The sequence below is a fragment of the Pseudomonas sp. HP_01 genome, from assembly GCF_055284355.1.
Map to the genome: position 1 here is coordinate 88,750 of NZ_JBTOPV010000012.1, position 25,149 is coordinate 113,898.

At 61.1% G+C, this 25,149-nt stretch carries 22 protein-coding genes; 16 read left to right on the forward strand and 6 right to left on the reverse strand.

Annotated elements, in window-relative coordinates; all coding sequences use genetic code 11:
* Window positions 1-108: 108 nt before the first annotated feature.
* Window positions 109-966 carry a glycine betaine ABC transporter substrate-binding protein gene (locus ACYAR8_RS09085; RefSeq protein WP_074890231.1) on the reverse strand — a complete coding sequence of 286 codons (858 nt, stop codon included), beginning with the start codon at window positions 964-966 and terminating at the stop codon, window positions 109-111.
* Between the two features lie 497 nt (window positions 967-1,463).
* Between ACYAR8_RS09085 and ACYAR8_RS09090 the strand changes: the two genes are divergently transcribed.
* Entirely contained in the window at window positions 1,464-3,050 is a 1,587-nt protein-coding gene (locus tag ACYAR8_RS09090; protein WP_463579688.1) for a glycoside hydrolase family 17 protein, read from the forward strand.
* Between the two features lie 595 nt (window positions 3,051-3,645).
* Here ACYAR8_RS09090 and ACYAR8_RS09095 read toward each other — a convergent pair.
* Complete coding sequence (locus ACYAR8_RS09095; RefSeq protein ID WP_463579776.1) at window positions 3,646-4,011, reverse strand: hypothetical protein; 366 nt, start codon at window positions 4,009-4,011, stop codon at window positions 3,646-3,648.
* Between the two features lie 221 nt (window positions 4,012-4,232).
* On the opposite strand from ACYAR8_RS09095, the gene ACYAR8_RS09100 reads away from it, so the two are divergent.
* The 3 genes from ACYAR8_RS09100 to ACYAR8_RS09110 all read left to right on the forward strand — a co-directional run bounded on the left by ACYAR8_RS09100 (window position 4,233) and on the right by ACYAR8_RS09110 (window position 7,580).
* Entirely contained in the window at window positions 4,233-5,531 is a 1,299-nt protein-coding gene (locus ACYAR8_RS09100; RefSeq protein WP_074890225.1) for a serine/threonine protein kinase, read from the forward strand.
* The gene (locus tag ACYAR8_RS09105; RefSeq protein ID WP_074890223.1) at window positions 5,524-6,327 is read left to right on the forward strand and encodes an MlaA family lipoprotein; all 804 of its coding nucleotides are present in this window, start codon (window positions 5,524-5,526) and stop codon (window positions 6,325-6,327) included. The genes ACYAR8_RS09100 and ACYAR8_RS09105 overlap by 8 nt, the downstream gene beginning before the upstream one ends.
* Window positions 6,328-6,725: 398 nt before the next feature.
* Window positions 6,726-7,580: a pirin family protein gene (locus tag ACYAR8_RS09110; protein WP_463579689.1), complete on the forward strand. Its 855-nt coding sequence runs from the start codon at window positions 6,726-6,728 to the stop codon at window positions 7,578-7,580.
* Between the two features lie 139 nt (window positions 7,581-7,719).
* Here ACYAR8_RS09110 and ACYAR8_RS09115 read toward each other — a convergent pair whose 3' ends face one another.
* Together ACYAR8_RS09115 and ACYAR8_RS09120 are read right to left on the reverse strand one after the other, a co-directional pair.
* Window positions 7,720-8,904 carry a patatin-like phospholipase family protein gene (locus tag ACYAR8_RS09115; protein WP_108122025.1) on the reverse strand — a complete coding sequence of 395 codons (1,185 nt, stop codon included), beginning with the start codon at window positions 8,902-8,904 and terminating at the stop codon, window positions 7,720-7,722.
* 67 nt (window positions 8,905-8,971) lie between these two features.
* Window positions 8,972-9,904, reverse strand: a complete 933-nt coding sequence (locus ACYAR8_RS09120) for a lipid A biosynthesis lauroyl acyltransferase (RefSeq protein WP_463579690.1) — start codon at window positions 9,902-9,904, stop codon at window positions 8,972-8,974.
* Window positions 9,905-10,046: 142 nt separating this feature from the next.
* Here ACYAR8_RS09120 and minC point away from each other — a divergent pair, with 142 nt between their 5' ends.
* The 6 genes from minC (at window position 10,047) to ACYAR8_RS09150 (ending at window position 17,510) form a co-directional block, all read left to right on the forward strand.
* Window positions 10,047-10,793 carry a septum site-determining protein MinC gene (gene minC, locus ACYAR8_RS09125; protein WP_074890214.1) on the forward strand — a complete coding sequence of 249 codons (747 nt, stop codon included), beginning with the start codon at window positions 10,047-10,049 and terminating at the stop codon, window positions 10,791-10,793.
* Between the two features lie 200 nt (window positions 10,794-10,993).
* Window positions 10,994-11,806, forward strand: a complete 813-nt coding sequence (gene minD / locus ACYAR8_RS09130; protein ID WP_037013830.1) for a septum site-determining protein MinD — start codon at window positions 10,994-10,996, stop codon at window positions 11,804-11,806.
* Entirely contained in the window at window positions 11,806-12,060 is a 255-nt protein-coding gene (minE, locus tag ACYAR8_RS09135) for a cell division topological specificity factor MinE (protein ID WP_037013831.1), read from the forward strand. The genes minD and minE overlap by 1 nt, the downstream gene beginning before the upstream one ends.
* Before the next feature lie 151 nt (window positions 12,061-12,211).
* Entirely contained in the window at window positions 12,212-12,847 is a 636-nt protein-coding gene (locus ACYAR8_RS09140; protein ID WP_463579691.1) for an RluA family pseudouridine synthase, read from the forward strand.
* Window positions 12,848-13,828: 981 nt separating this feature from the next.
* A complete protein-coding gene (locus ACYAR8_RS09145) occupies window positions 13,829-15,118 on the forward strand; it encodes a M18 family aminopeptidase (protein ID WP_074890571.1) in 1,290 nt (429 codons plus the stop codon).
* Window positions 15,119-15,320: 202 nt separating this feature from the next.
* Window positions 15,321-17,510, forward strand: coding sequence for a mechanosensitive ion channel domain-containing protein (locus ACYAR8_RS09150; RefSeq protein WP_463579692.1), 2,190 nt, complete (start codon window positions 15,321-15,323; stop codon window positions 17,508-17,510).
* 6 nt (window positions 17,511-17,516) lie between these two features.
* On the opposite strand, the gene ACYAR8_RS09155 is transcribed toward ACYAR8_RS09150, so the two are convergent.
* Window positions 17,517-18,236, reverse strand: a complete 720-nt coding sequence (locus ACYAR8_RS09155) for a UTRA domain-containing protein (protein WP_074890572.1) — start codon at window positions 18,234-18,236, stop codon at window positions 17,517-17,519.
* Window positions 18,237-18,596: 360 nt separating this feature from the next.
* On the opposite strand from ACYAR8_RS09155, the gene ACYAR8_RS09160 reads away from it, so the two are divergent.
* From ACYAR8_RS09160 to ACYAR8_RS09185, 6 genes are all read left to right on the forward strand, one after another.
* The gene (locus ACYAR8_RS09160) at window positions 18,597-19,664 is read left to right on the forward strand and encodes an ABC transporter substrate-binding protein (protein ID WP_463579693.1); all 1,068 of its coding nucleotides are present in this window, start codon (window positions 18,597-18,599) and stop codon (window positions 19,662-19,664) included.
* Window positions 19,665-19,812: 148 nt separating this feature from the next.
* Window positions 19,813-20,619, forward strand: a complete 807-nt coding sequence (locus ACYAR8_RS09165; protein ID WP_463579694.1) for an alkaline phosphatase family protein — start codon at window positions 19,813-19,815, stop codon at window positions 20,617-20,619.
* On the forward strand, window positions 20,616-21,458 hold the full coding sequence (locus ACYAR8_RS09170; RefSeq protein ID WP_463579696.1) for an ABC transporter permease: 843 nt from the start codon (window positions 20,616-20,618) through the stop codon (window positions 21,456-21,458). Before ACYAR8_RS09165 ends, ACYAR8_RS09170 begins: the two co-directional genes overlap by 4 nt.
* Window positions 21,445-22,242: an ABC transporter permease gene (locus ACYAR8_RS09175; RefSeq protein WP_463579697.1), complete on the forward strand. Its 798-nt coding sequence runs from the start codon at window positions 21,445-21,447 to the stop codon at window positions 22,240-22,242. Before ACYAR8_RS09170 ends, ACYAR8_RS09175 begins: the two co-directional genes overlap by 14 nt.
* 1 nt (window position 22,243) lies before the next feature.
* Window positions 22,244-23,233, forward strand: coding sequence for an ABC transporter ATP-binding protein (locus ACYAR8_RS09180; protein WP_463579698.1), 990 nt, complete (start codon window positions 22,244-22,246; stop codon window positions 23,231-23,233).
* A gap of 142 nt (window positions 23,234-23,375) precedes the next feature.
* Window positions 23,376-24,029 carry an HAD family hydrolase gene (locus tag ACYAR8_RS09185; protein ID WP_463579699.1) on the forward strand — a complete coding sequence of 218 codons (654 nt, stop codon included), beginning with the start codon at window positions 23,376-23,378 and terminating at the stop codon, window positions 24,027-24,029.
* Window positions 24,030-24,174: 145 nt separating this feature from the next.
* Here the strand turns inward: ACYAR8_RS09185 and ACYAR8_RS09190 are convergent, their stop codons facing one another.
* Window positions 24,175-25,137: an NAD(P)H-quinone oxidoreductase gene (locus ACYAR8_RS09190; protein ID WP_463579700.1), complete on the reverse strand. Its 963-nt coding sequence runs from the start codon at window positions 25,135-25,137 to the stop codon at window positions 24,175-24,177.
* Window positions 25,138-25,149 lie beyond the last annotated feature (12 nt).

Here is a 25,149-nt window from a genome sequence, read left to right on the forward strand (position 1 = left end):
TTGCCTCTTTTACGCGCCGTTGATTGCACAGTGGAGTGAAGGCAATAAAAAACCGCCTGGCGATGGCTCGCCAGGCGGTTCGGTAAGACGTTAAATCTTTGTGACCGATTACTTACCGGTCCACTCCTTGACGCGATCCGGGTGCTTGGCAACCCAGTCCTTGGCCGCCGCTTCAGGCTTGGCGCCGTCCTGGATGGCGAGCATGACTTCGCCGATTTCATCCTTGCCGGACCACTGGAATTTCTTCAGGAATTCCGCAACGTCCGGGGCCTTCTTCGCCAGATCCAGGCTGCCGATGTTGTCGACGGTTTCAGCCGCACCGTAAACGCCCTTCGGGTCTTCGAGGAACTTCAGCTTCCACTTCGCGAACATCCAGTGCGGCACCCAGCCGGTGACGGCGATGGATTCCTTCTTGTTCTCGGCGCGGGTCAGCTCGGCGATCATGCCGGCGCCGGAACTGGCCTGGAGCTTGTAACCGTCCAGGCCATAATCCTTGATCGCCTGATCGGTCTTGATCATCACGCCTGAGCCGGCGTCGATGCCGACGATTTTCTTCTTGAAAGAGTCGTCGGTCTTGAGGTCCGCCACCGAGTTGGCTTTCACGTACTCAGGCACGATCAGGCCGATTTTTGCGTCCTTGAAGTTGGGGCCGTAGTCGGTGACCTTGTCCTTGTTCTTGGTCCAGTACTCGCCGTGGGTCACGGGCAGCCAGGCAGACAGGATCATGTCCAGTTTGCCGGTCGCGACGCCCTGCCACATGATCCCGGCCGCCACGGCCTGCAGTTTCACCGGGTAACCCAGTTTTTGCTTGATCACCTCGGCGGCGACGTTGGTGGTGGCAACACTGTCGGACCAGCCATCGACGTAACCGATGCTCAGCTCGGGTTTGGCGTCGGCGTGGGCCAGCGTGGAACTGATGGCCAGTGCCAGCGCGGCACCGACACCCAGGATTTTTCGCATCGTCATTTTCACTTCCCCGGTAGTCCAGAACCCGACAGCGGTCGGGCGTCGTTAACGTTCTTATAACGTCGCTCTCGCGCCCTGGTTCGGGGCGAGCACGCGTTTCACGCTTTCACCACGTGCCTGCGCAGACGCAATCGCTGCGTGGACGATTGATCATCAACTCCCATACACCTTGTGCCTTTCCTCCCAGCGACACCCAGCCACCCGGTAAACGACATCACCGGGCCATCAACGACAGACAGGTCGTAAAGAGCCTGGCGACTCGTCCGGAAATTGCATGATTTGCAAAAGCGCTGAGCGAATGGGTTGTGTAGGAGCGTGGCTTGTCCCGCGATCTGGCGCGCAGCGGCAGCAATGCAATGAATGCGGTGTGTCAGCGAGAATGGCGTCGCGAGGTTCAACGACTGCTCCGCAGGCGATCGCGGGACGAGCCACGCTCCTACAGATGTAACCGCATCATCTTGCTACTATGCCGACCTTCGCCCCACTTCGGCCCCGTCATGTCCGCAACGTCCCGCTCGCCTGTCGTCCTTTACCTGTTCTCCTGTGTGATTGCCCTGCTTGGCCTGTGCGGCTACTGGTACTGGCTGGGCAAGCCGGTGATTCTGCCGGACGCCGCCACGCCGACCCACAAACTGCAATGCGCGTCCTACACGCCGTTTGACAAGGACCAATCGCCTTTCGATCAGCCGTTCACCCTGCGCCCTGCACGCATGGACGCTGACCTGGCGTTGCTGGCGACGCGCTTCAATTGCATCCGGACCTACTCGATGACCGGCATGGAGGCGCTTCCCGACATCGCTCGCAAGTACGGCCTCAAGCTGATGCTCGGCGCCTGGGTCAATGGCAATCCGGTGGACACGGCCAAGGAAATCAAGGCGCTGGTGACGGCCGCGAATACCCACCCGGATGTGGTGACGGCAGTGATCGTCGGTAACGAAAGCCTGTTGCGCAAGGAAGTCACCGGCGCTCAATTGGCCAAACTGATTGGTCAGGTGAAAGCGCAGGTCAAGCAGCCGGTTACCTACGCGGACGTCTGGGAATACTGGCTGCAATACCCGGAAGTCGCCCCTGCCGTGGATTTTCTGACGATCCACCTGCTGCCGTACTGGGAAGACGACCCCACCGGCATCGACGAAGCCTTGGCACACGTCGCACAGATCCGCGAAACGTTCGGCAAAAAGTTCGCGCCCAAGGACATTCTCATCGGCGAGACCGGCTGGCCCAGCGAAGGCCGCCAGCGTGAAACAGCGCTGCCCAGCCGGGTCAACGAGGCCAAATTCATTCGCAGTTTCGTCGCCATGGCCGAGCAGCACGGCTGGCACTACAACCTGATCGAGGCCTTCGACCAGCCGTGGAAGCGCCAGTCCGAAGGCGCAGTGGGCGGTTACTGGGGGCTGTTCGATGCCGATCGCCAGGACAAAGGCGTGCTGGCCGGGCCGGTGTCGAACCTGCCGTTGTGGCCATTCTGGCTGGCGGTGAGTGGCGCAATCGCCCTGCTGGCGCTGGCGTGGGCGGGTCGTGTCAATCGCCCACGCAACGCGCTGATGCTGCCATTGCTGGCGGCGTTCGCCGGTTGCTGCATCGGTACCTGGGGTGAACTGGCCCGGGTGACCAGCCGCTTTGCCGGCGAATACGTGTGGGCAGTGGCACTGGTGGCGCTGAATCTGCTGGTACTCGCCCACGCAGCGCTGGCGTTGTCGGCGCGTTCAGGCTGGCGCGAACGCGTGTTCGCCTGGCTGGACGCCCGGGCCGGATGGTGGTTGTACGCCAGCGGGTTCGCGGCGGCAGTGATGATGCTGGCGATGGTGTTTGACCCGCGCTACCGCAGCTTCGCGACCGCGACGCTGTGGCTGCCCGCGCTGGTCTATCTGATCCGCCCGGTGGCAGCACCGCGCCGTGAGATCGGCCTGCTGATGTTCATCATCGGCGCCGGCATCGTGCCGCAGCTGTTTCGCGAAGGCCTGAGCAATCCCCAGGCGTGGGCGTGGGCGGCGGTGAGTCTGCTGATGGCGCTGGCACTGTGGCGCAGCGTGCGCATCGGCGCTCCGGTCAAGGCGCCGAAGAGCGCCGCCAACGCTGTGTAACCGTGTGTGCGGCGGGACGGATACATTGTGTTACCGCCGAGGGACTAAAAAGCGCCAAGGCGGGTAACACGGAAACAGAATTCCGTTACACATGGGGGGTTCCGAATAATCGGATTTCGCAATCCCTTGATTTAAGAGGGATTTCAAAAGTTGGCACGCACCCTGCTATATCTCCTGCATAACAAGAACAAAATGTGAAAACCCAATAAAAATAAGATGAATCGGCTCTGACATAACAAGAACAACGGCACAGAGACGCAGCCAACAGATTTTTTTGGAGTAGAAACGCTTTACCGAGGCCCCGGCCTCGCAGCCCGACCGAGAATAATAAAACTACCCTCAGGTAGCGGCCAGAACGGGTTGGATCACCTCTCGCAGAAGAGGAATCAAAGCAGGTCAGCGCTCAAAAAAATACGTTTGCTCTTGTATCCCGTATGGGGATCACCGAAGACGCTGTAGAGGGACCGGTTGCCAATAACAACAACAGACCGCCCTACAACAATAAGAAAGAGCACGTGCAACGATTTAAAGGGGAGCCTCGGCTCCCCTTTATGCTGTCTGGCATTCGGCTTTTGAGGCCAGGCCCGTTGTGAGGTCAGGCCCGTTGACTACGCACCAGCCGCAACCCGGCAATCACCACCGCGAACACCGCCAGACTGGCCGTGTACAGCACCAGCGCGAGTATCCCCAGCAGCAAGCCAACGACCGCGAGCGCTCGGCCGGGCCGACGTGGCACAAAAAACGCGATCAGAGATGCGATCAGCGCGCCCCATCCGAACACACCGAAGTGAATCAACAGGCCCAGGTTGGAGCGCAACTGGCACTGCCATTTAGACGCCTCGTCAGCGCAGGCTCCTACCCATTGCACGTCTTCCATCAGGCCGTAGCGCAGTCCGTAACTGACGGCCAGCCACAGCACCAGCATAAAAAAAAGCATCACCAACGGCAGACGACGGGACACGACACACTCCAGAAAATAACCAACGGCGCGCAGCATAGCCGCAGCCAGCCAGGCAAAACCATACGGGCAATAAAAAGCACGAGCAGACAGGGCAGAAGTGCCATAACCTGTATCGTCGCAGAGGGTCATGCAAGAGTCACTTGCCGTCACGGCACTTTGGCATTACACCCGTGTCATAGCCTGCGTATTTCAACAGCACATCATTCCCAAGGGATTCAGTCATGCTTCGTTTTCTGCGCCTCGCCGCCTTATCAGGCGGCCTGTTTTTGAGTGCGTCCGTGATGGCGGTCGATATCGATCCGTCCAGCTATGGCTTCCCCCTGACCAATCCGTTCGAAGCGACCATCGCCACGACCCCAGCGGATTTGCGTGCCAAGGTGCCTGAAGACGCCGACATCGATCAGGACGATTACAGCCTCACCATGCGCCCGGAGCGTGAGTTCACACTGCCGGACAACTTCTGGGCCGTGAAGAAACTGCGTTATCGCCTCGCCAAACAAGACCACCCTGCGCCGCTGATCTTCCTGATCGCCGGCACCGGCGCGCCTTATAACAGCACCCTGAACGAATACCTGAAGAAGCTTTACTACGGCGCGGGTTACAACGTCGTACAGCTCTCGTCGCCCACAAGCTACGACTTCATGAGCGCCGCCTCGCGTTTCGCCACCCCTGGCGTCACCAAGGAAGACGCCGAAGACTTGTACCGCGTCATGCAGGCCGTTCGCGCCCAGCAGTCAAAACTGCAGGTCACCGAGTATTACCTCACCGGTTACAGCCTCGGCGCACTGGATGCAGCGTTCGTCAGCAAACTTGACGAAACCCGCCGCAGCTTCAACTTCAAGAAAGTGCTGCTGATCAACCCGCCGGTGAACCTGTACACGTCGATCACCAACCTCGACAAAATGGTTCAGACCGACGTTAAAGGCATCACCAACAGCACCACCTTCTATGAACTGGTGCTGCAGAAGCTGACCCGCTACTTCCGCGAAAAAGGCTACATCGATCTGAACGATGCCCTGCTGTATGACTTCCAGCAGTCCAAGCAGCACCTGTCCAACGAACAGATGGCGATGCTGATTGGTACCTCGTTCCGCTTCTCCGCCGCCGACATCGCCTTTACATCTGACCTGATCAACCGCCGCGGCCTGATTACTCCGCCAAAGACACCGATCAGCGAAGGCACCAGCCTGACGCCGTTCCTCAAGCGCGCGCTGCAGTGCGATTTCGACTGCTACGTGACCGAGCAGGTCATCCCGATGTGGCGTGCCCGCACCGACGGTGGCAGCCTGCTGCAGCTGATTGATCAGGTCAGCCTGTACGCGCTGAAGGATTACCTGGCGAGCAGCAAGAAGATCGCGGTGATGCACAACGCCGACGACGTGATCCTCGGCCCGGGCGACCTCGGTTTCCTGCGCAAGACTTTTGGCGATCGCCTGACCGTTTACCCTTACGGCGGTCACTGCGGCAACATGAACTATCGCGTCAACAGCGACGCCATGCTGGAGTTTTTCCGTGGCTAAACGTCTATTGCTTATCGCCGCCCTCCTCTGCGCTGGCGCCGTCCACGCGGCCGACGCGCCGATCGTTTCCCAGGCAGCCCCGGTCAAGCGGATCGATAACCCGGATGGGTTCACCGAGCCTTTGAAGTCCCTGAAATTCAACCCGGGTCTCGACGCTCAGGAGTTCGAGCGCTCGTCGCTCAACGCGCTGAATGTCTATGATCCGCTGGAGTCCTGGAACCGTCGGGTCTACCACTTCAACTATCGCTTCGATGAGTGGGTGTTCCTGCCGGTGGTCAACGGCTACAAATACGTGACACCGAGCTTCGTGCGTACCGGCGTCAGCAACTTTTTCAGCAACCTTGGCGATGTGCCGAACCTGCTGAACAGTCTGCTGCAGTTCAAGGGCAAGCGTTCGATGGAAACCACCGGCCGCCTGATCGTCAACACCACCCTGGGCATTGCCGGGCTGTGGGACCCGGCGACCATGATGGGCCTGAAGAAACAGAGCGAAGACTTCGGTCAGACCCTGGGTTTCTACGGCGTACCGGCAGGCCCGTACTTGGTGTTGCCGATCCTCGGCCCGTCTAACCTGCGTGACACTGGCGGACTGGTCTTCGACTTCACGGCTGAATCGCAGATCAACTTCCTCAACGTCGCCCAGGTCAGCGAAGACCATCCTGAGCTGTACCTGCTGCGCGCCATCGACCGTCGCTACACCACCAGCTTCCGCTATGGTCAGATGGACTCGCCGTTCGAGTACGAGAAAGTGCGTTACGTGTACACCGAAGCCCGCAAGCTGCAGGTTTCCGAGTAACGTGACCTGAACGCTGCCGGCACTGCTGGCAGCAAAACCTGTAGGACCGGCTTCAGCCGGGAAGAGGCCCGTCGGCACGCCATCAAATTCGTGGTGTTAATGCCGGCGTCTTCCCGGCTAAAGCCAGTCCTACAAGTGCGCGGTCCGGCCGGTGGCGATATGTCGGATCTTCGGGCCTCTTCGCGAGCAAGGTGGAGCGCCACCCCCGGTCACTCCTGCATGGACAGCGTTTGGCGCGCCACCTCACTCCTTGCGGATGGTGGGGGTCTCCTGGAGTCTTGGGAATAAAGCCCGCAACCCATCGCCAAACCCGATCATTCCCCCGCAAAAACGTCACCCATCCATCGCTTCAACAGGCCTACCATAGGCGCCATTCCCCCTCTGCCGGAGTGAGCCCCATGACTCAATTTCGTAAAGTGCTGTCGATCCAGGCCGGCCAACCGACGTCCGACGGTGCTGGCGTCAAGCTGACCCGTGTATTCGGCGGGCCAGGCATTGAATCCTTCGACCCCTTCCTGATGCTCGACGAATTCGGCTCCGAAAACCCCGACGAGTACATCGCCGGCTTTCCGCCACACCCCCATCGCGGGTTCGAGACCGTGACCTACATGCTCGAAGGCCGCATGCGCCACGAAGACCACATGGGCAACGTCGGCCTGCTGCAGGGCGGCGGCGTGCAGTGGATGACCGCTGCGCGCGGGGTCATTCACAGCGAGATGCCCGAGCAGGAAGAAGGCGCCATGCGCGGCTTCCAGCTGTGGCTCAACCTGCCGGCCAAATCGAAGATGGGCGATGCCGGTTACGACGACATTCAGCCCGAGCGCATTCCGCGCATCACCACCCATAAGGGCGTCGACGTGGTGGTGATCGCAGGTCAGTTCGACGACGGCCAGACGTCCCAGGCAGGCGCCGTGCAGCGTCCGGACACCGAGCCGCAGTATTTCGATTTCCACATGCCCGCCGGCAGCCAGATCAGCCCGCGCGTCGCCGAGGGCCATCGCGTGCTGCTGTATGTGTACGAAGGAGAAGTCGAGATTGCCGGGCAGCCACAGAAACTCAGCCAGAGCCGTCTCGCGCGGTTGTCGGAAAGTGGTGAGATTCAGCTGAGCAGCCAAACGGGCGCCCGCGTGCTACTGATCGCTGGCAAGCCGCTGGGCGAACCGATCGTGCAATACGGCCCGTTCGTGATGAACAGCCGTGAAGAAATCGAACAGGCCCTGCGGGATTTTCGGGATGACAAACTGACCGCGTGAACGCCTCTTACAGTGCAGGAGCGCGCTTACCCGCGAATGGGGTATGCCTGCAATAGATATGGTGAATGACACACCGCCATCGCGGGCAAGCGCGCTCCTACAATGAGCTGCGGCCGCATTGAATCACCGGGGCAGCGACTCACTCCAGCCGCAAGAACCGCCTCAACTCTTCCTTCTGGGCCATCGCGTCGCGGCGGCCCAGTTCGATGAGCTCGCTGCAATAACCCGACTCGAACAGCAGGTAGCTCAGCACCCCGGCGCCGCTGGTCTTGGTTGCACCCGGGCCGCGCAGAAATGTGCGCAGCGCCGGGGGCAGTTCGCGGCGATGACGGGCGGCGATTTCGTCGATGGGCTGGCTGGGGGAAATCACCAGCACTTCAACCGGCGCCAGGGACTGAATGGGCGTCGACTCGGACGCCAGAGGCGAGGGAACACTCGGTGACGGCAACATACGGCTGACCAGATTCAGCCGCTCCAGCAACTCAATGTCACTCTCAAGACTGTCAATGAACGTGCTGTTGAGCATGTGCCCGCCGATCTGCGCAAGGCTCGGCTGCGTGCCACGGACCGCGCGCTGTACAGCGGGATTCGCGCCGGGGCCACGGGGGTTGCCGCTGACGCCCACCACCAGAACGCGGTTAGCGCCCAAGTGCAACGCCGGACTGATCGGCGCCGACTGCCGCACCGCGCCGTCGCCAAAATATTCCTGCCCCAGCTTCACCGGCGCGAACAGCAAGGGAATCGCCGAACTGGCCAGCAGATGGTCGATCGTCAAGCGCGTCGGCAGGCCGATCCGGCGATGCCGCAGCCAGGATTCGATGGTGCCCCTGCCCTGATAAAACGTGACAGCCTGCCCCGATTCATAACCAAAGGCAGTGATCGCCACCGCGCGCAGATGCTTTGCTTCAATGGCTTCCTGGATGCCGTCGAGGTTGAGCCGCGCAGTCAGCAGATCCTTCAGCGGTGAACTGTTGAGCAGCGCCACCGGCACCTGTTGCCGACCGATGCCCAACAGGCTGCGACCGAAGAACCGCGCGGCCTGCCGTACGACGCCGGGCCAGTCACTGCGCAGCACTTGATGGCTGCGAAAGCCCTGCCAGAAGTCAGTGAGTTCGTGGATCGCAGTACGAAACTGCGCGGCGCCGCTGGCCAGCTTCACCGCGTTGATCGCCCCGGCGGAGGTGCCGACGATGACCGGAAAAGGGTTTTTGGCGCCGACGGGCAACAGGTCGGCGATGCCGGCGAGCACGCCCACCTGATACGCCGCGCGGGCGCCGCCGCCGGACAGGATCAGCCCGGTGATGGGCTCGATGCCGGGAGACATCGCTGAGGCATCGTGCACCGTTTGTTGTTCTGTGGCGCTTGTCGTCATGGGCTCTCAGCTCTTGGTTTCAGCCACGCTTCTTGTACAACTTCGGCTCACCCGGCGGCCGACTCTTGAAGCGACGGTGCGCCCACAGGTACTGCTCGGGGCATGCGGTGACGGCGCGCTCAACCCATTGGTTGATGCGAATGCAGTCCGCCTCGTCGCTCTCCCCCGGAAAATCGCTGAGCGGCGGATGGATCACCAGCTTGTAGCCACTGCCGTCAGCCAGACGCTCCTGAGTGAACGGCACGACCAGCGCATGGCCGAGTTTGGCGAACTTGCTGGTGGCCGGCACGGTGGCCGCCTGAATACCGAACAGCGGCACGAAGATGCTCTGCTTGGCGCCGTAGTCCTGATCAGGCGCATACCAGATCGCCCGGCCCTTGCGCAGTTGCTTGATCATGCCGCGCACGTCTTCGCGCTCAACGGCAATGGAATCCATGTTGTGCCGCTCGCGGCCACGCCGCTGCACGTAGTCGAACAGCGCGTTCTTGTGCTCGCGGTACATGCCATCGATGGTGTGCTGCTGACCCAGCAGGGCCGCGCCGATTTCAAGCGTCGTGAAGTGCAGCGCCATGAGGATCACGCCATGGCCGTCCAGCTGCGCCTGTTTTAAATGATGAAGGCCTTCGATGTGCGCCAGGCGCGCGAGACGGGGCTTGCTCCACCACCAGCTCATGGCCATTTCAAAAAAGGCGATGCCCGTGGAGGCGAAGTTTTCCCTGAGCAGGCGTTTGCGCTCGGCTTTGGAATACTGGGGGAAACACAGTTCGAGGTTACGGGCAGCAATGATCCGCCGATCGGTCGCCTGGTAATACATGACCCAACCCAGCGCACGGCCGATCACCAGCAACACGCGAAACGGCAACTGCACGATCAGCCAGAGCACGCCCAGCCCCAGCCACAGCAGCCAGAAGCGGGGATGAAGAAAGTGAGCTCGAAAACGCGGGCGATCCATTAAAGCTTCCGTCAGGACAAAGGCGGGCATTCTACATCGGTTCGCGCGGATCGTGCCCCCGTCGGTTGCGCCTCCCTTGCGGCTGGCGGGCGTTATCGTTATAAGTCTCGGCACTTTTAGCGACAAGCCGCTGTATGCCGACATGAGCCAAATCGAATTGCAAGACAAGGATCCCGTGTTTCAGCTGAAGGGCAGCATGCTGGCCATCACTGTGCTGGAACTGGCGCGCAACAACCTCGAAGCGCTGGATCGTCAACTGGCGGCCAAAGTCGCCCAGGCGCCTAACTTCTTCAGCAATACACCGCTGGTGCTGGCCCTCGACAAACTGCCGCCGGATGAAGGCGCGATCGATCTGCCGGCAATGATGCGCATCTGCCGCCAGCACGGGCTGCGCACCCTGGCCATTCGTGCCAACCGAATTGAAGACATCGCCGCCGCCATTTCCATCGATCTGCCGGTGCTGCCGCCTTCAGGCGCGCGCGAACGACCCCTCGATCCGACGGAAGGCGAGGTCAAAAAGAAGCCGGAAATCATTGAAAAGCCGCCCGAGCCGCTGATCAAGCCGACCAAGATCATCACGGCGCCTGTGCGCGGTGGTCAGCAGATCTACGCCCAGGGCTCTGACCTGGTGGTGATTTCCTCGGTCAGTCCCGGCGCCGAACTGCTCGCGGACGGCAACATTCACGTGTACGGCCCGATGCGCGGCCGCGCGCTGGCGGGGATCAAGGGCGATACCAAGGCACGGATTTTCTGCCAGCAAATGGTCGCCGAACTGATCTCCATCGCCGGCCAGTACAAGGTGTCCGAAGACCTGCGCCGGGATCCCCTCTGGGGCGCTGGTGTGCAGATCAGTCTGTCCGGGGACGTGTTGAACATCACCCGTCTTTAACGGATACTGCGCCATTTTTAAGCCACTCTGATTCGTCGCGAAAACGACGCGAAGGCACCGGGACGTTCGGGATATTTTTTTGTTCTCCCGAACAGGAATTCCTTCACGGGTTCCGATCACCGCCCTCGCCCGCTTTAGTTGCGCCGTCACGAGGGGCTCTTCAGGGACTCAACGTCCTTTTCCTCTAGGGGTGATACACCTTGGCCAAGATTCTCGTGGTTACATCCGGCAAGGGTGGTGTGGGCAAGACCACCACCAGCGCCGCCATCGGTACCGGTCTCGCACTGCGCGGCCACAAAACGGTCATCGTCGACTTCGACGTCGGCCTGCGTAACCTTGACCTGATCATGGGTTGCGAGCGTCGCGTCGTTTATGACTTCGTCAACGTAGTGAACGGCGAAGCCAACCTGCAGCAAGCGCTGATCAAGGACAAGAAGATCGAAGGTCTTTACGTCCTCGCGGCCAGCCAGACCCGTGACAAAGACGCGCTGACCAAGGAAGGCGTTGAGAAAGTCCTGATGGAACTCAAGGAAACCTTCGAGTACGTCGTCTGCGACTCCCCTGCCGGTATCGAAACGGGCGCTCACCTGGCGATGTATTTCGCCGACGAAGCCATCGTCGTGACCAACCCGGAAGTGTCCTCGGTACGTGACTCGGACCGCATGCTGGGCCTGCTGGCCAGCAAGTCCCGTCGCGCCGAGCGTGGTGAAGATCCGATCAAGGAGCACTTGCTCCTGACCCGTTACAATCCTGAGCGCGTGAGCAAGGGCGAGATGCTGGGCGTTGAAGACGTCAAGGAAATCCTCGCCGTGACCCTGCTGGGCGTGATTCCGGAATCCCAGGCCGTACTCAAGGCGTCCAACCAGGGCGTTCCGGTCATCCTCGATGACCAGAGCGATGCCGGCCAGGCGTACAGCGATGCCGTTGACCGTCTGTTGGGCAAGGACCGTGAGCACCGCTTCCTGGACGTACAGAAAAAAGGATTTTTCGAACGCCTGTTCGGGGGTAACTGATGAGCATTTTTGACTTCTTTCGTGCCAACAAAAAGCCCAGCACCGCGTCGGTAGCGAAAGAGCGTCTACAGATCATCGTGGCGCATGAACGCGGCCAACGCAGCACCCCGGATTACCTGCCCGCCTTGCAGAAGGAGTTGGTCGAGGTGATCCGCAAGTACGTCAACATCGGTAACGATGACGTGCATGTCGCCCTTGAAAACGACGGCAGCTGCTCGATTCTGGAACTGAATATCACCCTGCCTGATCGTTGATCGAGAAGGCAGTCGCCACGGCGGCCCGGTTGCCTGACTCCCTTTGCGGAATCAGGCAACCGCGCCGCCGTTGGCGTTCCTGAAGACCTGTTTTTTGCGCCACGATGACTGTCTTGATCGTGCTGCGCCTGTTTGAGTGATGAGGCGTTCAATGCCGCTGTCCAACGTTCATATCCTCCATCAGGACGACGCTGTCCTGGTGGTGAACAAACCCACCCTGCTGCTCTCAGTCCCTGGTCGCGCTGACGATAACAAGGACTGTCTGATTACCCGCTTGCAGGAAAACGGCTACCCCGAAGCGCGCATCGTCCATCGGCTGGACTGGGAGACGTCGGGGATCATTTTGCTGGCCCGTGACGCGGACACCCACCGTGAGTTGTCCCGGCAGTTTCATGACCGCGAGACGGAGAAGGCCTATACGGCGCTGGCGTGGGGCCAGCCAGACCTGGACAGCGGCAGTATCGATTTGCCGTTGCGCTACGATCCGCCGACCAAGCCGCGTCACGTGGTGGATCATGAGTTCGGCAAGCATGCGTTGACGTTCTGGAAGGTGCTGGAGCGGTATGACACCCATTGCCGGGTTGAGCTGACGCCGATCACAGGGCGGTCGCATCAGTTGCGGGTGCATATGTTGTCGATTGGGCATCCGTTGCTGGGCGACGGTTTGTATGCGCATCCGGATGCGCTGGCGGCCTATCCGCGGTTGTGTCTGCATGCGAGCATGTTGGCGTTTACCCATCCTGCGACGGGCGAGCGGGTTCGGTTCGAGTGTCCGGCGCCGTTTTGATCGTTGTTGCGGCTCTGCCTAACGGCAGAGCTGTTTCGCCTTCGACGGCTTACTTTTGAAAAGCACCAAAAGTAAGCAAAAGTGCCTGCTCCTGGTTGGGCCCGACTTCGTCGGGTTCCCTCACTCCGACGATGCTCCGTGGGCCCGCGCCGAACGGACATCCATGTCCTGACGGCGCTCTCGCCGCATCCATGCGGCTCGACCCACTCCGCATCGCCTGCGCTCGGCCTGCATCAAAGTCGCGTTTTGCGGTGTCTGGATCTTTTGTGTAGGAAGATCAAAAAGCACAGCAACAGCATTCGCGAGCAAGCTCGCTCCCACAGGGAAAGGGGCGGTCTGCAAAACTACCAGCGCACATACTGGCCTCTTCCCGGCTAAAGCCGGTCCTACCAAGAAATCGCATGCATCCAGTGGGATTAGCCTCGACTGTGCGATTGGCGCCGACTGTAGGACCGGCTTCAGCCGGGAAGCTGTTGATCTTACGATCGTGCCCACGCTCTGCGTGGGTATGCATCCGAGGACGCTCCGCGTCCATTCCCGGCTAAAGCCGGTCCCACTAAAAAGCACACTGCGTCCCCCGCGTAGGACCGGCTTCAGCCGGGAAGCTTTTGATCTTGATTTTGATCTTCAACCACAAGAATCCCAGACGACATCAATCGCGACTTGGGTGCAGGCTGAACGCAGGTCTCGCGCAGTGGGCCGAGCCGCATGGATGCGGCGAGAGCCGCCCCCCGCCATGGATGGCGGATGGCGGCGGGCCCACGGAGCGAGACCGGAGTGAGGGTACTCCGACGAAGGAGGAGCCCAACCAGGAGCACGAGCCCTTGGTTACTTGGGGCTTTATCAAGTAACTCGCCGAAGGCGAAACAGTCTGCCCCCAGGCAGGCGCTCTTGATCTTAAGGATCTTGATCTTGATCTTGATCTCGATCAAAACCCCTTTTGGCCTGTAAACTCCCGCCCATTGCTGCCTGGAGTAACCTATGCGCGAAGAGTTGAATCAGGGCCTTATCGATTTCCTGAAGGCCTCCCCCACCCCCTTTCATGCCACCGCAAGCCTCGTCCAACGCCTCGAAGGCGCCGGCTACCAGCGCCTCGACGAACGCGAGCCCTGGTACACCGAAGCGGGCGGCCGCTACTACGTAACCCGCAACGACTCCTCCATCGTCGCCTTCAAACTCGGCCGCCTGTCGCCCCTCACCGGCGGCATTCGCCTCGTTGGCGCCCACACCGACAGCCCGTGCCTGCGCGTCAAACCGCAACCCGAACTGCAGCGCCAGGGCTTCTGGCAACTGGGCGTCGAAGTCTACGGCGGCGCCCTGCTTGCCCCGTGGTTTGACCGCGACCTCTCCCTCGCCGGCCGCGTCACCTTTCGCCGGGACGGCAAAGTCGAAAGCCAGCTGATCGACTTCAAACTGCCGATCGCGATCATCCCCAACCTCGCGATCCACCTCAATCGCACCGCCAACGAAGGCTGGGCGATTAACCCGCAGACCGAACTGCCACCGATCCTGGCCCAGGTCGCCGGCGATGAACGTCCCGACTTCCGCGCCCTGCTGACCGATCAACTGGCCCGCGAACACGGCCTGAACGCTGACGTCGTCCTCGACTACGAACTCAGCTTCTACGACACCCAAAGCGCCGCCGTCATCGGCCTCAACGGTGACTTCATCGCTGGCGCCCGGCTCGACAACCTGCTGTCCTGCTTCGCCGGGTTGCAAGCGTTGCTCAATGCCGACGGCGACGAAACCTGCCTGCTGATCTGCACCGACCACGAAGAAGTCGGCTCCACGTCCGCCTGCGGTGCAGACGGGCCGATGCTGGAGCAAGTGCTGCAACGTCTACTGCCGGAAGGTGACGATTACGTCCGCACCATTCAGAAATCCCTGCTGATCTCCGCTGACAATTCCCACGGCATACACCCCAACTACGCTGAAAAGCACGACGCCAACCACGGCCCGAAACTCAATGCCGGCCCGGTGATCAAGGTCAACAGCAACCAGCGCTACGCCACCAACAGCGAAACGGCCGGCTTCTTCCGTCATTTGTGCATGGCCGAAGAAGTGCCGGTGCAAAGCTTCGTCGTGCGCAGCGACATGGCCTGCGGCTCGACCATCGGCCCGATCACGGCGGGCCACCTCGGTGTGCGGACCGTCGATATCGGCCTGCCGACCTTCGCCATGCACTCGATCCGCGAACTGGCGGGCAGTCAGGATCTGGCGCATTTGGTGAAGGTGCTGTCGGCGTTCTATGCGAGTGCCGAGTTGCCTTGATCTCAAACAACTCTTGAAAGCAGGCCGATCCATGTCCTTCACGGGTCATGGAAACGGCCTGCACCTCGCGCTGTCCCGGACTTCACAATTCCCCCTCGCCACACCCCCTCTCCCCTCGTAAACTCATCCGCCTCTGCTTGCCCCGGCACGGCTCCCACACCGCGCCACCCCAAGCGCCTGTCTATTCGAGGTTTGTTTCCAGGTGATCGTTCCCACCCGCCTTTCCGTTCTCCCCCGCCTGTTTTTGCTTTGCCTGCTGGCGCTGTTCCCGTTTGCGTTGACCCACGCCGCGGGCCTGCCAAGCCTGCTCAGTGGCGGTGACAAAACGCAGCCTCAGGCTCAGGAGCCACTGGGGCAGTCCCTGGATGAGGTGATCACGTCGCTGGAAAACGATCAACAGCGCAGCAAGTTGCTCGATGACTTGAAGAAACTGCGGGACGCGACCAAGAAAGCGCAGCCGACCGTTGAGCAAGGCGTATTGGGCCTGATCGGCAGCTCGCTTGCCGAGCTGGAAAAACAGTTCACCGGCACCGACAGCCCGCTCAGCCGCTGGGCGGACGAGGCGGGGCTGGCGGAGGACGAGTTGATGGCGCTGATGCTGCCGGCCAACCAGTGGTGGCCGATCATCTGGGGCTTTGCCGTGGTGCTGGCGATCTGGGGGTTGCTGGCGGCGGCGTTGATCTGGCTGAGCCACAAGGTGCGCTTGCGTTTCGGCCTTTCCGCCGAACTTCCGCAGCACCCGCGCCTGTCGGACATGCTGCGCTTCGCGCTGCGCAAGCTGGGGCCGTGGCTGGTGGCGCTGGTCATCACGATCTACCTGAGTTACTCGCTGCCGCCATCGCTCGGCCGGGATCTGGCGATGGTGCTTGCTTACGCGCTGGTGGTCGGCACGCTGTTCTCGGCGGTCTGTGTCATTGCGTTTTCACTGCTGGACGGACCGCACCGGCATCGGGCGCTGTACATCCTGCGGCATCAGGCGTTTCGGCCGCTGTGGTGGATCGGCAGCTTTGCCGCGTTCGGCGAGGCGTTGAGCGACCCGCGCCTGGTCGCCAGCCTTGGCGTGCACCTGGCGCACACCGCCGCGACCCTGGCCAATGTCATGGCCGCGTTGTCCACCGGCCTGTTCATCATTCGCTTCCGGCGCCCGATCGCGCACCTGATCCGCAACCAGGCCTTGGAGCGTCGCCTCAAACGCCGCGCCCTGAGCGACAGCATCGAGGTCCTCGGCACGTTCTGGTACCTGCCAGCGCTGGTGCTGGTGGGCGTTTCCCTGTTCGCCACGTTCTTTTCGGCGGGCGACACCAGTACCGCATTACGTCAGGCCCTGATCTGTACCGTGCTGCTGGTGATGTGCATGGTCATCAACGGCCTGGTGCGGCGTCATTCACTCAAGCCAAGCCACGCTCACAAGCGTCATGCGCTGTATTCGGACCGCCTGAAAAACTTCTTTTATACCGTCGCGCACTTGCTCATCTGGCTGGTGTTCATAGAACTCGGCCTGCGGGTCTGGGGGCTGTCGTTGATTGGTTTCGCCGAAGGTGACGGCCGCGACATCAGTCTCCGATTGATCGGGCTGGCGGCGACGCTGATGTTTGCCTGGCTGATCTGGATTCTCGCGGACACGGCGATCCACCACGCCCTCACCCGCTCGCGCAAAGGCCTGGCCAATACCCGCGCGCAGACCATGATGCCGCTGATTCGCAACGTGCTGTTCGTGACCATTTTCATCATCGCGCTGATCGTCGCCCTGGCGAACATGGGCATGAACGTGACGCCGCTGCTGGCGGGTGCGGGTGTGATCGGTCTGGCCATCGGCTTTGGCGCGCAGTCACTGGTGGCGGACCTGATCACCGGGCTGTTCATCATCATCGAAGACTCGCTGGCCATCGACGATTACGTGGACGTCGGCGGCCACCTGGGCACCGTGGAAGGCCTGACCATCCGCACCGTGCGCCTGCGCGACATCGACGGCATCGTCCACACCATTCCGTTCAGCGAGATCAAGAGCATCCAGAACTACTCCCGGGAGTTCGGTTACGCGATTTTCCGCATCGCAATTCCAGCGAACATGAACATCGACGACGCGCTGAAGATGGTCCGTGACGTCGGCCAGAAGATGCGCACCGACCCACTGCAACGGCGCAACATCTGGTCGCCGCTGGAGATTCAGGGGGTGGAGAGTTTCGACTCGGGTAACGCCATTCTGCGCGCGCGCTTCAAGACCGCGCCGATCAAGCAATGGGAAGTGTCCCGGGCGTTCAATCTGTCGCTCAAAAGGTATCTGGACGAGTCCGGCATGGACCTGGCGACCCCGCGTCTGAACGTGCAGGTCAGCACTACTGGCGGGCGTGTGAACAAAGTGCGCGAGAAGAAGGACGATGCTTCGGTATAAGTCGGCCTAGATATCCGCGACCACCGCGCTCACGTGAATTGCGTCATGGCGCCAGTATTCCAGGTCACAATCGATCAGCCGTCCGCGCTGGTCGTGGTTGACCCGGGCAATGCGCAGGCCCGGGCTGCCGATGGAGACTTTCAGCGCACCCGCCGCTTCCACGGGTAACGCCGTGGGCACCATCTCGAAACGCACCTGGCCGTAGCGAATGTCGTAATGGCGGGCGTAGAGCTCGGTCAGCGACTGGTTCAGGTCCAGCTCGAGAATCTGCGGGAAGTACTCAGGATTGAGGTAATGCTCGACGTACAGCACCAGTCGCTCATCAATGCGGCGGGCGCGGCAGATCTGGATCACACTCGACAGCGCCGGCAATTGCAGCAAACCGCAAATCACGGCGGAGGCCGGTTGCAGCCGCGCGGAAATCACCTGGGTCGCAGGCACTCGGCCCTGGGCCTGAACCATTGCGTGAAAGTGGCTGCGCCGCATCAGGTCATAGGCCAGTCGCGGCGGTGAAATGAACCAGCCCCGCCGCTCCTCACGGTAGATCAAGCCCCTGGCCTCCAACTGCACCAGCGCCTCGCGCAAGGTGATGCGTGTGGTATCGAAGACCTCGCTCAACTTGCGTTCAGCCGGCAACTTACTGCCCGGCGGCAATAGACCGTGTTCGATCTGTTCTTGCAGCGCGTTGCAGATGGTCGTCACCGCTCGGGGCATTTCTTCGCGCATTGCGTTACCTATCTGGACTAGACCAGCGCTATTTAAGGGCAGCGTCGCTCGCCGCCTGGCCCGTCTTGGTGCTCCAGAGCCTAGGCAGCGGAGATGACCGTTGCGTGACATTCCAGCAAGCCGCGGCGGTAACATCGGCGCTCAGGAAATCATCAGGGCCTTTCAGATCAGGCGCTTGAGCATGGTCTACGCTCATTTCACAGCGATCGCCGGGGCTCGGACTTGCTTCAGCAAGAGTCGGTCCAGACACGAAAGCGTCATGTTACTGGCCTAACTTGGCTCAGGTATTGCTGACCTAGACCAACCATCCGCAACGACCACTTCTATGAGTCCGTCGAGAAGTGCACAAAGGAGCTTCGAATGAAACACCTTTTGCTGGCATCACTCCTGGGTTCGGCCATCGCGCTGAGCACTTCGGCCATGGCCGCCGACACCGACCTCAAAACCCTCGAAGCCGCCGCCAAGGCCGAAGGCGCGATCAACAGCGTGGGCATGCCCGATGACTGGGCGAACTGGAAAGGCACCTGGACCGACCTGACCGCCAAGTACGGTCTGGTGCACATGGACACCGACATGAGCTCGGCCCAGGAAGTGGCCAAGTTCGATGCGGAAAAAGACAACGCCAGCGCCGACATCGGTGACGTGGGTGCCGCCTTCGGCCCGATTGCTGTCGCGAAGGGCGTGACCCAGCCCTACAAGCCGAGCACCTGGGCACAGGTGCCGGATTGGGCCAAGGATAAAGACGGTCACTGGGCGCTGGCCTACACCGGCACCATCGCTTTCATCGTCAACAAAAAACTGCTGCATGGCTCCGACGTACCTACCAAATGGGCTGACCTGAAAAACGGCAAGTACAAGGTCACCATCGGTGACGTCAGCACCGCGGCCCAGGCTGCCAACGGTGTGCTGGCCGCTGCAATCTCCATGAAAGGCGATGAAACCAACCTCGCGCCGGGCCTGCAACTGTTCACCGAACTGGCCAAGCAGAAGCGTCTGGGCATTAACAATCCGTCGATTCAGTCGATGGAAAAAGGCGAAGTGGAAGTGGGCGTGGTCTGGGACTTCAACGGCCTGAGCTACAAGGCCAAGATGACCAATCCTGACGACTACGTCGTGCTGATCCCGTCCGACGGTTCGGTGATCTCGGGTTACACCACGATCATCAACAAATACGCCAAGCACCCGAACGCCGCCAAGCTGGCCCGTGAATACATCTTCAGCGACGACGGCCAGATCAACCTGGCAAAAGGCAACGCGCGCCCGATCCGCGCCGAACACCTGACGCTGCCGCCAGAGGTGCAAGCCAAGCTGCTGCCTAACGAGCAGTACAAGAACGTGACACCGATCAAAGACGCTGCAGCGTGGGAAAAAACCTCGAAGGCCCTGCCACAACAGTGGAACGAGCAAGTCATCGTCGAGATGCAGTGATCCTCAACTGCTAATGCAGGCCCCTTGCAGGAGTGAGCTTGCTCGCGATTTCGGTGTGTCAGTTTACCTGTCTGTCGCAGGCATACCGCGATCGCGAGCAAGCTCACTCCTGCAGTAATGTTTGGGGATCCACCCTCCGGAGCGGCCCATGAAGCACAACGTCATCCTCATCCTGCTGGACGGCCTGAGTTACAGCGTGGCGCAACATGCGATGGGGCATTTGCTGGCCTACCGAAATGCAGGCCGCGCGGCGTTGTACAAACTCGAATGCGAACTGCCGTCGCTGTCACGCCCGCTGTATGAGTGCATCCTGACCGGCGTGGCGCCCATCGACAGCGGCATCGTGCACAACCAGGTTTCCCGACTTTCCAACCAGCGCAGCGTGTTCCATTACGCCGCCGACGCCGGACTGACCACCGCCGCCGCGGCGTACCACTGGGTCAGCGAGCTGTACAACCGCAGCCCGTTCATTGCCGCACGCGACCGCCACACCGACAACGCCGACCTGCCGATCCAGCACGGTCACTTCTACTACGTCGATCACTACCCCGATTCCCACCTGTTCGACGACGCCGAGCATCTTCGAACGGCCCACGCGCCTAGTTTCCTCTTCGTCCACCCGATGAACATCGATGACGCCGGCCACAAGCACGGCCTCGACACCCCGCAGTACCGCAACAGCGCACGCTCCGCCGACATCATCCTGGCCGAGTACCTGCAGCGCTGGCTGGATGCGGGCTATCAAGTGCTGGTGACCGCCGACCACGGCATGAACAACGACCGCTCGCACAACGGCGTGCTGCCGGAAGAACGTGAAGTCCCGCTGTTCGTGCTCGGTGACGCCTTCAGCCTCAACCCGGAAGCGCGACCGAAACAGACCGAGATCTGCGGCACCGTCTGCGAGCTGCTCGGCGTGCCCCATGACAAACCTGTGTGCAGAGAGGTGCTCAAGTGAATTCACAAAGCCGCGGCAAATGGCTGGCGCTGTTGTGCCTCGTGCCCTTTGCGGTGTTCTTCATCGCCTTTCAGATCGCGCCGCTGGCCTGGGTGGCGATCAACAGCCTGCAATCGGACGCCGGCTGGGGCATCGACAACTTCGTCAAGGCGTTCAACTCGCGCTTCTACCGTCAGGCCATGCAGTACAGCCTGGAGATCAGTTTCTGGTCGAGCCTGATCGGCATCGTCATCGCGATTCTCGGCAGTTATTCCCTGCGCAAAGTGCCGTCGCGCCTGCGGGATTTCGTCAGTGCGTTCGCCAACATGACCAGTAACTTTTCCGGGGTGCCGCTGGCGTTCGCCTTCATCATCCTGCTCGGTTTCAACGGCGCGCTGACGCTGATTCTGAAACAGGCCGGGATCATCGATGACTTCAACCTGTACTCGAAAACCGGCCTGATCATTCTGTACACCTACTTCCAGATCCCACTGGGCGTGCTGCTGCTCTACCCGGCCTTCGACGCGCTGCGGGAAGACTGGCGCGAGTCGGCGTCACTGTTGGGTGCCAGCGGCTGGGACTTCTGGCGGCACATCGGGATTCCGGTGCTCACGCCCGCGCTGCTCGGCACCTTCGTGATCCTGCTGGCCAACGCGCTGGGTGCCTACGCCACGGTGTATGCGCTGACCACCGGCAACTTCAACGTGCTGCCGATCCGCATTGCGGCGATGGTCGCGGGTGACATCACCCTGGACCCGAACATGGCCAGTGCCCTGGCAATGATTCTGGTGGGGATGATGACGCTGGTCACGGTGGTGCATCAGTGGTTGTTGAAGAGGAGCTACCATGTCTCGCGCTGAACGCCGCCCGCCGGGGCTTTACCACCGCGTCGTGGTGTACCTGCTGTTTCTGATTCTGCTGACGCCGTTGCTGGGCACCTTTGTGTATTCGATCGCCACCAGTTGGTCGGCGACGATTCTGCCCGATGGCCTGACCTACAAATGGTACGTCGCGCTGTGGAGCGACCCGCGTTTTCTGCGCGCGTTCGGTCAGTCGTTACTGGTGTGCGTCGGTGCCCTGGCGCTGTCGGTGGTGCTGATTCTGCCGCTGCTGTTCGTCGTGCATTACCACTTTCCCAAGCTCGACGCGCTGATGAACATCCTCATCCTGCTGCCCTTCGCGGTGCCGCCAGTGGTGTCGTCGGTGGGCCTGTTGCAGCTTTACGGGTCGGGGCCGCTGGCGATGGTCGGTACGCCGTGGATTCTGATCGGCTGCTACTTCACCGTGGCACTCCCCTTCATGTACCGGGCGATCACCAACAACCTGCAGGCGATCAATCTGGTCGACCTGATGGACGCAGCGCAGTTGCTCGGCGCCAACACCTTTCAGGCCGCGTTTCTGGTGGTGCTGCCGAACCTGCGCAAGGGCCTGATGATCGCCCTGCTGCTGTCGTTCTCGTTCCTGTTCGGCGAATTCGTGTTCGCCAATCTGCTGGTCGGCACCCGCTACGAAACCCTGCAGGTTTACCTCAACAACATGCGCAACAGCAGCGGTCACTTCAACAGCGCGCTGGTGATTTCCTACTTCTTTTTCGTACTGCTGCTGACGTGGGCGGCCAACCGACTGAACAAGGACAAAGACTGATATGAGCTTCGTCAGTGTCGAAAACCTGCAGAAGAATTACGGCAGCACAGCGGTCTTCAGCAACATCAATTGCGAAATCCACAAGGGTGAATTCGTCACCCTGCTCGGCCCGTCTGGCTGCGGCAAGTCCACCCTGCTGCGCTGCATCGCCGGGCTGACGTCGGTGACCAGCGGCAGGATATTCCTCGACGGCAAAGACCTGGTGCCGGTGTCGCCGCAAAAGCGCGGCATCGGCATGGTGTTCCAGAGCTATGCGCTGTTCCCCAACATGAACGTGGAGCAGAACGTCGCGTTCGGCCTGCGCATGCAGAAAGTCAGTGCCGACGAAATGAAGCAGCGGGTGGCCGAGGTGCTCAAGCTGGTGGAGCTGAACGAGTTCGCCACGCGCTATCCGCATCAGCTGTCGGGCGGGCAATGTCAGCGTGTGGCATTGGCGCGATCCTTGGTGACCCGCCCTCGCCTGCTGCTGCTCGATGAGCCGCTGTCGGCCCTCGATGCGCGCATCCGTAAGCACCTGCGCGAGCAGATCCGCGCCATTCAACAGGAGCTGGGCCTGACGACGATTTTCGTGACCCACGATCAAGAAGAGGCGCTGACCATGTCCGACCGGATCTTCCTCATGAATCAGGGCCGGATCGTGCAGAGTGGCGACGCCGAAACCCTGTACACCGCGCCGGTCGACGCCTTCGCCGCCGGCTTCATCGGCAACTACAACCTGCTGGAAGCCGACGCCGCCAGCCGCTTGATGCAACGTCCGATCAACAGCCGCGTGGCGATTCGCCCGGAAGCGATCCAGTTGAGCCTGACCGGCTCGCTGGAAGGCGAAGTGCGCAGCCACAGCCTGCTGGGCAACGTGATCCGCTATCGCGTCGAAGCCCGGGGCGTGGAACTGGTGGTCGACGTGCTCAACCGTTCGGCCAGTGACTTGCACCCGAACGGCCAGCGCGTCACCCTGCACATCGAAGCGTCGGCGTTGTGTGAAGTCGCATGAATTCAACGCCAACCCTGTAGGAGCGCGCTTGCCCGCGAATGGGGTGGGTCAGCACCTTAGATGCCCCTTGATCCAACGCATTCGCGGGCAAGCGCGCTCCTACAAGGGGACTGCGCAAGTATCAAAAAAGAGGACAGCTTTAATGGCTTTAGCAATTTTCGATCTGGACGAAACCCTGATCCACGGTGACTGTTCAAGCCTGTGGAGCGAGCAGATGGGGCGGCTGGGCTGGGTCGATCCCGAGTGGTTCATGAAGAAAGACCACGAACTGATGGAAGCCTACGGCAAAGGCGAACTGGCCATGGAAGACTACATGGCCTTCAGCCTGGACCCGATGGTCGGCCGCACGCCGGAGGAAGTGGATTTTCTCGTAGGGCCCTGGGTCGAGGATTACATCGAGCCGATCATTTTCAGCGATGCCACCAAGGCCATCGCCGAGCACCGCGCCGCCGGTGATCGCATTCTGATCATCTCGGCGTCGGGTGTGCATCTGGTCAAGCCCATTGCCGAGCGCATCGGCGTTGATGAAGTGCTGGCCATTGATCTGGACGTCGCCCACGGCGTCTACACAGGTAAAACCAGCGGCGTGCTCACCTACCGCGAAGGCAAGATCACCCGCCTGATGGCGTGGCTGGACCAGGAAGGCGAGAACCTTGAGGGGGCGAGTTTCTATTCGGATTCGCGCAATGATCTGCCGCTGCTGCAGAAGGTGGACTTCCCCCATGCGGTGAATCCGGATCCGGTATTGCGTGAAGCGGCGGAAAAAGCTGGATGGCCGATTCACCACTGGAAGTAATCCAGCCAGTGCGCTCAAGGGAACGCAGTATTTAGGAGTGAGCTTGCTCGCGCTGAGGCGGGTGCATCCGCCAAATGTTCAGCGGCTGCCATGCAGTCTTCGCGAGCAGGCCCCCACAGGTTAAGCCCTGCGGATCAGCAGGCTCTCACACCAGACTGTCGTCGATCACCAGCACGACCTTTCCCGACACCTGATTGGTCGCCAGCTCGGCGTAGGCCGCTTCCGCTTCACTGATCGGAAAACTGCGCGCCAGTTGTGGCTTCAGCCGGCCTTCGGTGAACAGCGGCATGACGTGCTGGCCCAGGTCGCTGAGCAGGTCAGCCTTGAACTGGTCGTCGCGGCTGCGCAGGGTCGAGCCGAGGATATGGATGCGCTTGCCCAGCACCTTTGCAAAGTCCAGCTCGGACTTGCTTCCGCCCATCAAACCGATCAGCACCAGGCGACCATCAATGCCTAGCACCTTCAGATTCAGCGCGGCGTAGTTGGCGCCCACCGGGTCCAGAATGACGTTGAACGGCGCGAAGTCGTTAAGCGCATCAAGGTTCTCGTTGCGCAGCACGCCGCCCTGGGCACCAAGCGCTTCGCAATACGCCAGCCGCTCCGCCGAGCCCACGGTGACCCATACCGGGTTGCCGAAGGCCTTGCAAAGCTGAATGGCGGCTGAACCAACGCCACTTGCCCCAGCGTGCAGCAACACTTTTTCGCCGGGCTTGAGGCCGGCCAACTGAAACAGATTCAGCCAGGCGGTGGCGTACACCTCGGGAATCCCCGCCGCTTCGTGCAGTGAAATCCCCTCGGGCACCGGTAGCACATGCCGTGCATCGACCACCACTTCTTCAGCCATTGCCCCGCCCGCAACCAGCGCGCACACGCGGTCGCCGACTTCCCAGGCGCAGCCCGTGCCAACTTCCGCAATCACACCGGAACATTCCATGCCGAGGATTTCCGTGACACCCGGCGGTGGCGGGTAATGCCCCGAGCGTTGCAGCAAATCGGCACGATTGAGTCCCGCTGCTGCGACCTTGATGCGGACTTGTCCTACATCCAGAGTCGGCGATGGTGCTTCAACCCATTCCACACGACCTTCAACGCCTTGCAATGCTTTCACGGTGCCTCCATA

Coding starts and splice junctions, on each gene's coding strand:
- ACYAR8_RS09085 (WP_074890231.1), bottom strand. CDS start 966: ATGACGATGCGAAAAATCCTGGGTGTCGGTGCCGCGCTGGCACTGGCC.
- ACYAR8_RS09155 (WP_074890572.1), bottom strand. CDS start 18,236: ATGCGCGAAGAAATGCCCCGAGCGGTGACGACCATCTGCAACGCGCTG.
- ACYAR8_RS09180 (WP_463579698.1), top strand. CDS start 22,244: ATGAGCTTCGTCAGTGTCGAAAACCTGCAGAAGAATTACGGCAGCACA.
- ACYAR8_RS09115 (WP_108122025.1), bottom strand. CDS start 8,904: ATGTCTCCCGGCATCGAGCCCATCACCGGGCTGATCCTGTCCGGCGGC.
- minC (WP_074890214.1), top strand. CDS start 10,047: ATGAGCCAAATCGAATTGCAAGACAAGGATCCCGTGTTTCAGCTGAAG.
- ACYAR8_RS09160 (WP_463579693.1), top strand. CDS start 18,597: ATGAAACACCTTTTGCTGGCATCACTCCTGGGTTCGGCCATCGCGCTG.
- ACYAR8_RS09165 (WP_463579694.1), top strand. CDS start 19,813: ATGAAGCACAACGTCATCCTCATCCTGCTGGACGGCCTGAGTTACAGC.
- ACYAR8_RS09090 (WP_463579688.1), top strand. CDS start 1,464: ATGTCCGCAACGTCCCGCTCGCCTGTCGTCCTTTACCTGTTCTCCTGT.
- ACYAR8_RS09185 (WP_463579699.1), top strand. CDS start 23,376: ATGGCTTTAGCAATTTTCGATCTGGACGAAACCCTGATCCACGGTGAC.
- ACYAR8_RS09120 (WP_463579690.1), bottom strand. CDS start 9,904: ATGGATCGCCCGCGTTTTCGAGCTCACTTTCTTCATCCCCGCTTCTGG.
- minE (WP_037013831.1), top strand. CDS start 11,806: ATGAGCATTTTTGACTTCTTTCGTGCCAACAAAAAGCCCAGCACCGCG.
- ACYAR8_RS09110 (WP_463579689.1), top strand. CDS start 6,726: ATGACTCAATTTCGTAAAGTGCTGTCGATCCAGGCCGGCCAACCGACG.
- ACYAR8_RS09145 (WP_074890571.1), top strand. CDS start 13,829: ATGCGCGAAGAGTTGAATCAGGGCCTTATCGATTTCCTGAAGGCCTCC.
- ACYAR8_RS09140 (WP_463579691.1), top strand. CDS start 12,212: ATGCCGCTGTCCAACGTTCATATCCTCCATCAGGACGACGCTGTCCTG.
- ACYAR8_RS09100 (WP_074890225.1), top strand. CDS start 4,233: ATGCTTCGTTTTCTGCGCCTCGCCGCCTTATCAGGCGGCCTGTTTTTG.
- ACYAR8_RS09175 (WP_463579697.1), top strand. CDS start 21,445: ATGTCTCGCGCTGAACGCCGCCCGCCGGGGCTTTACCACCGCGTCGTG.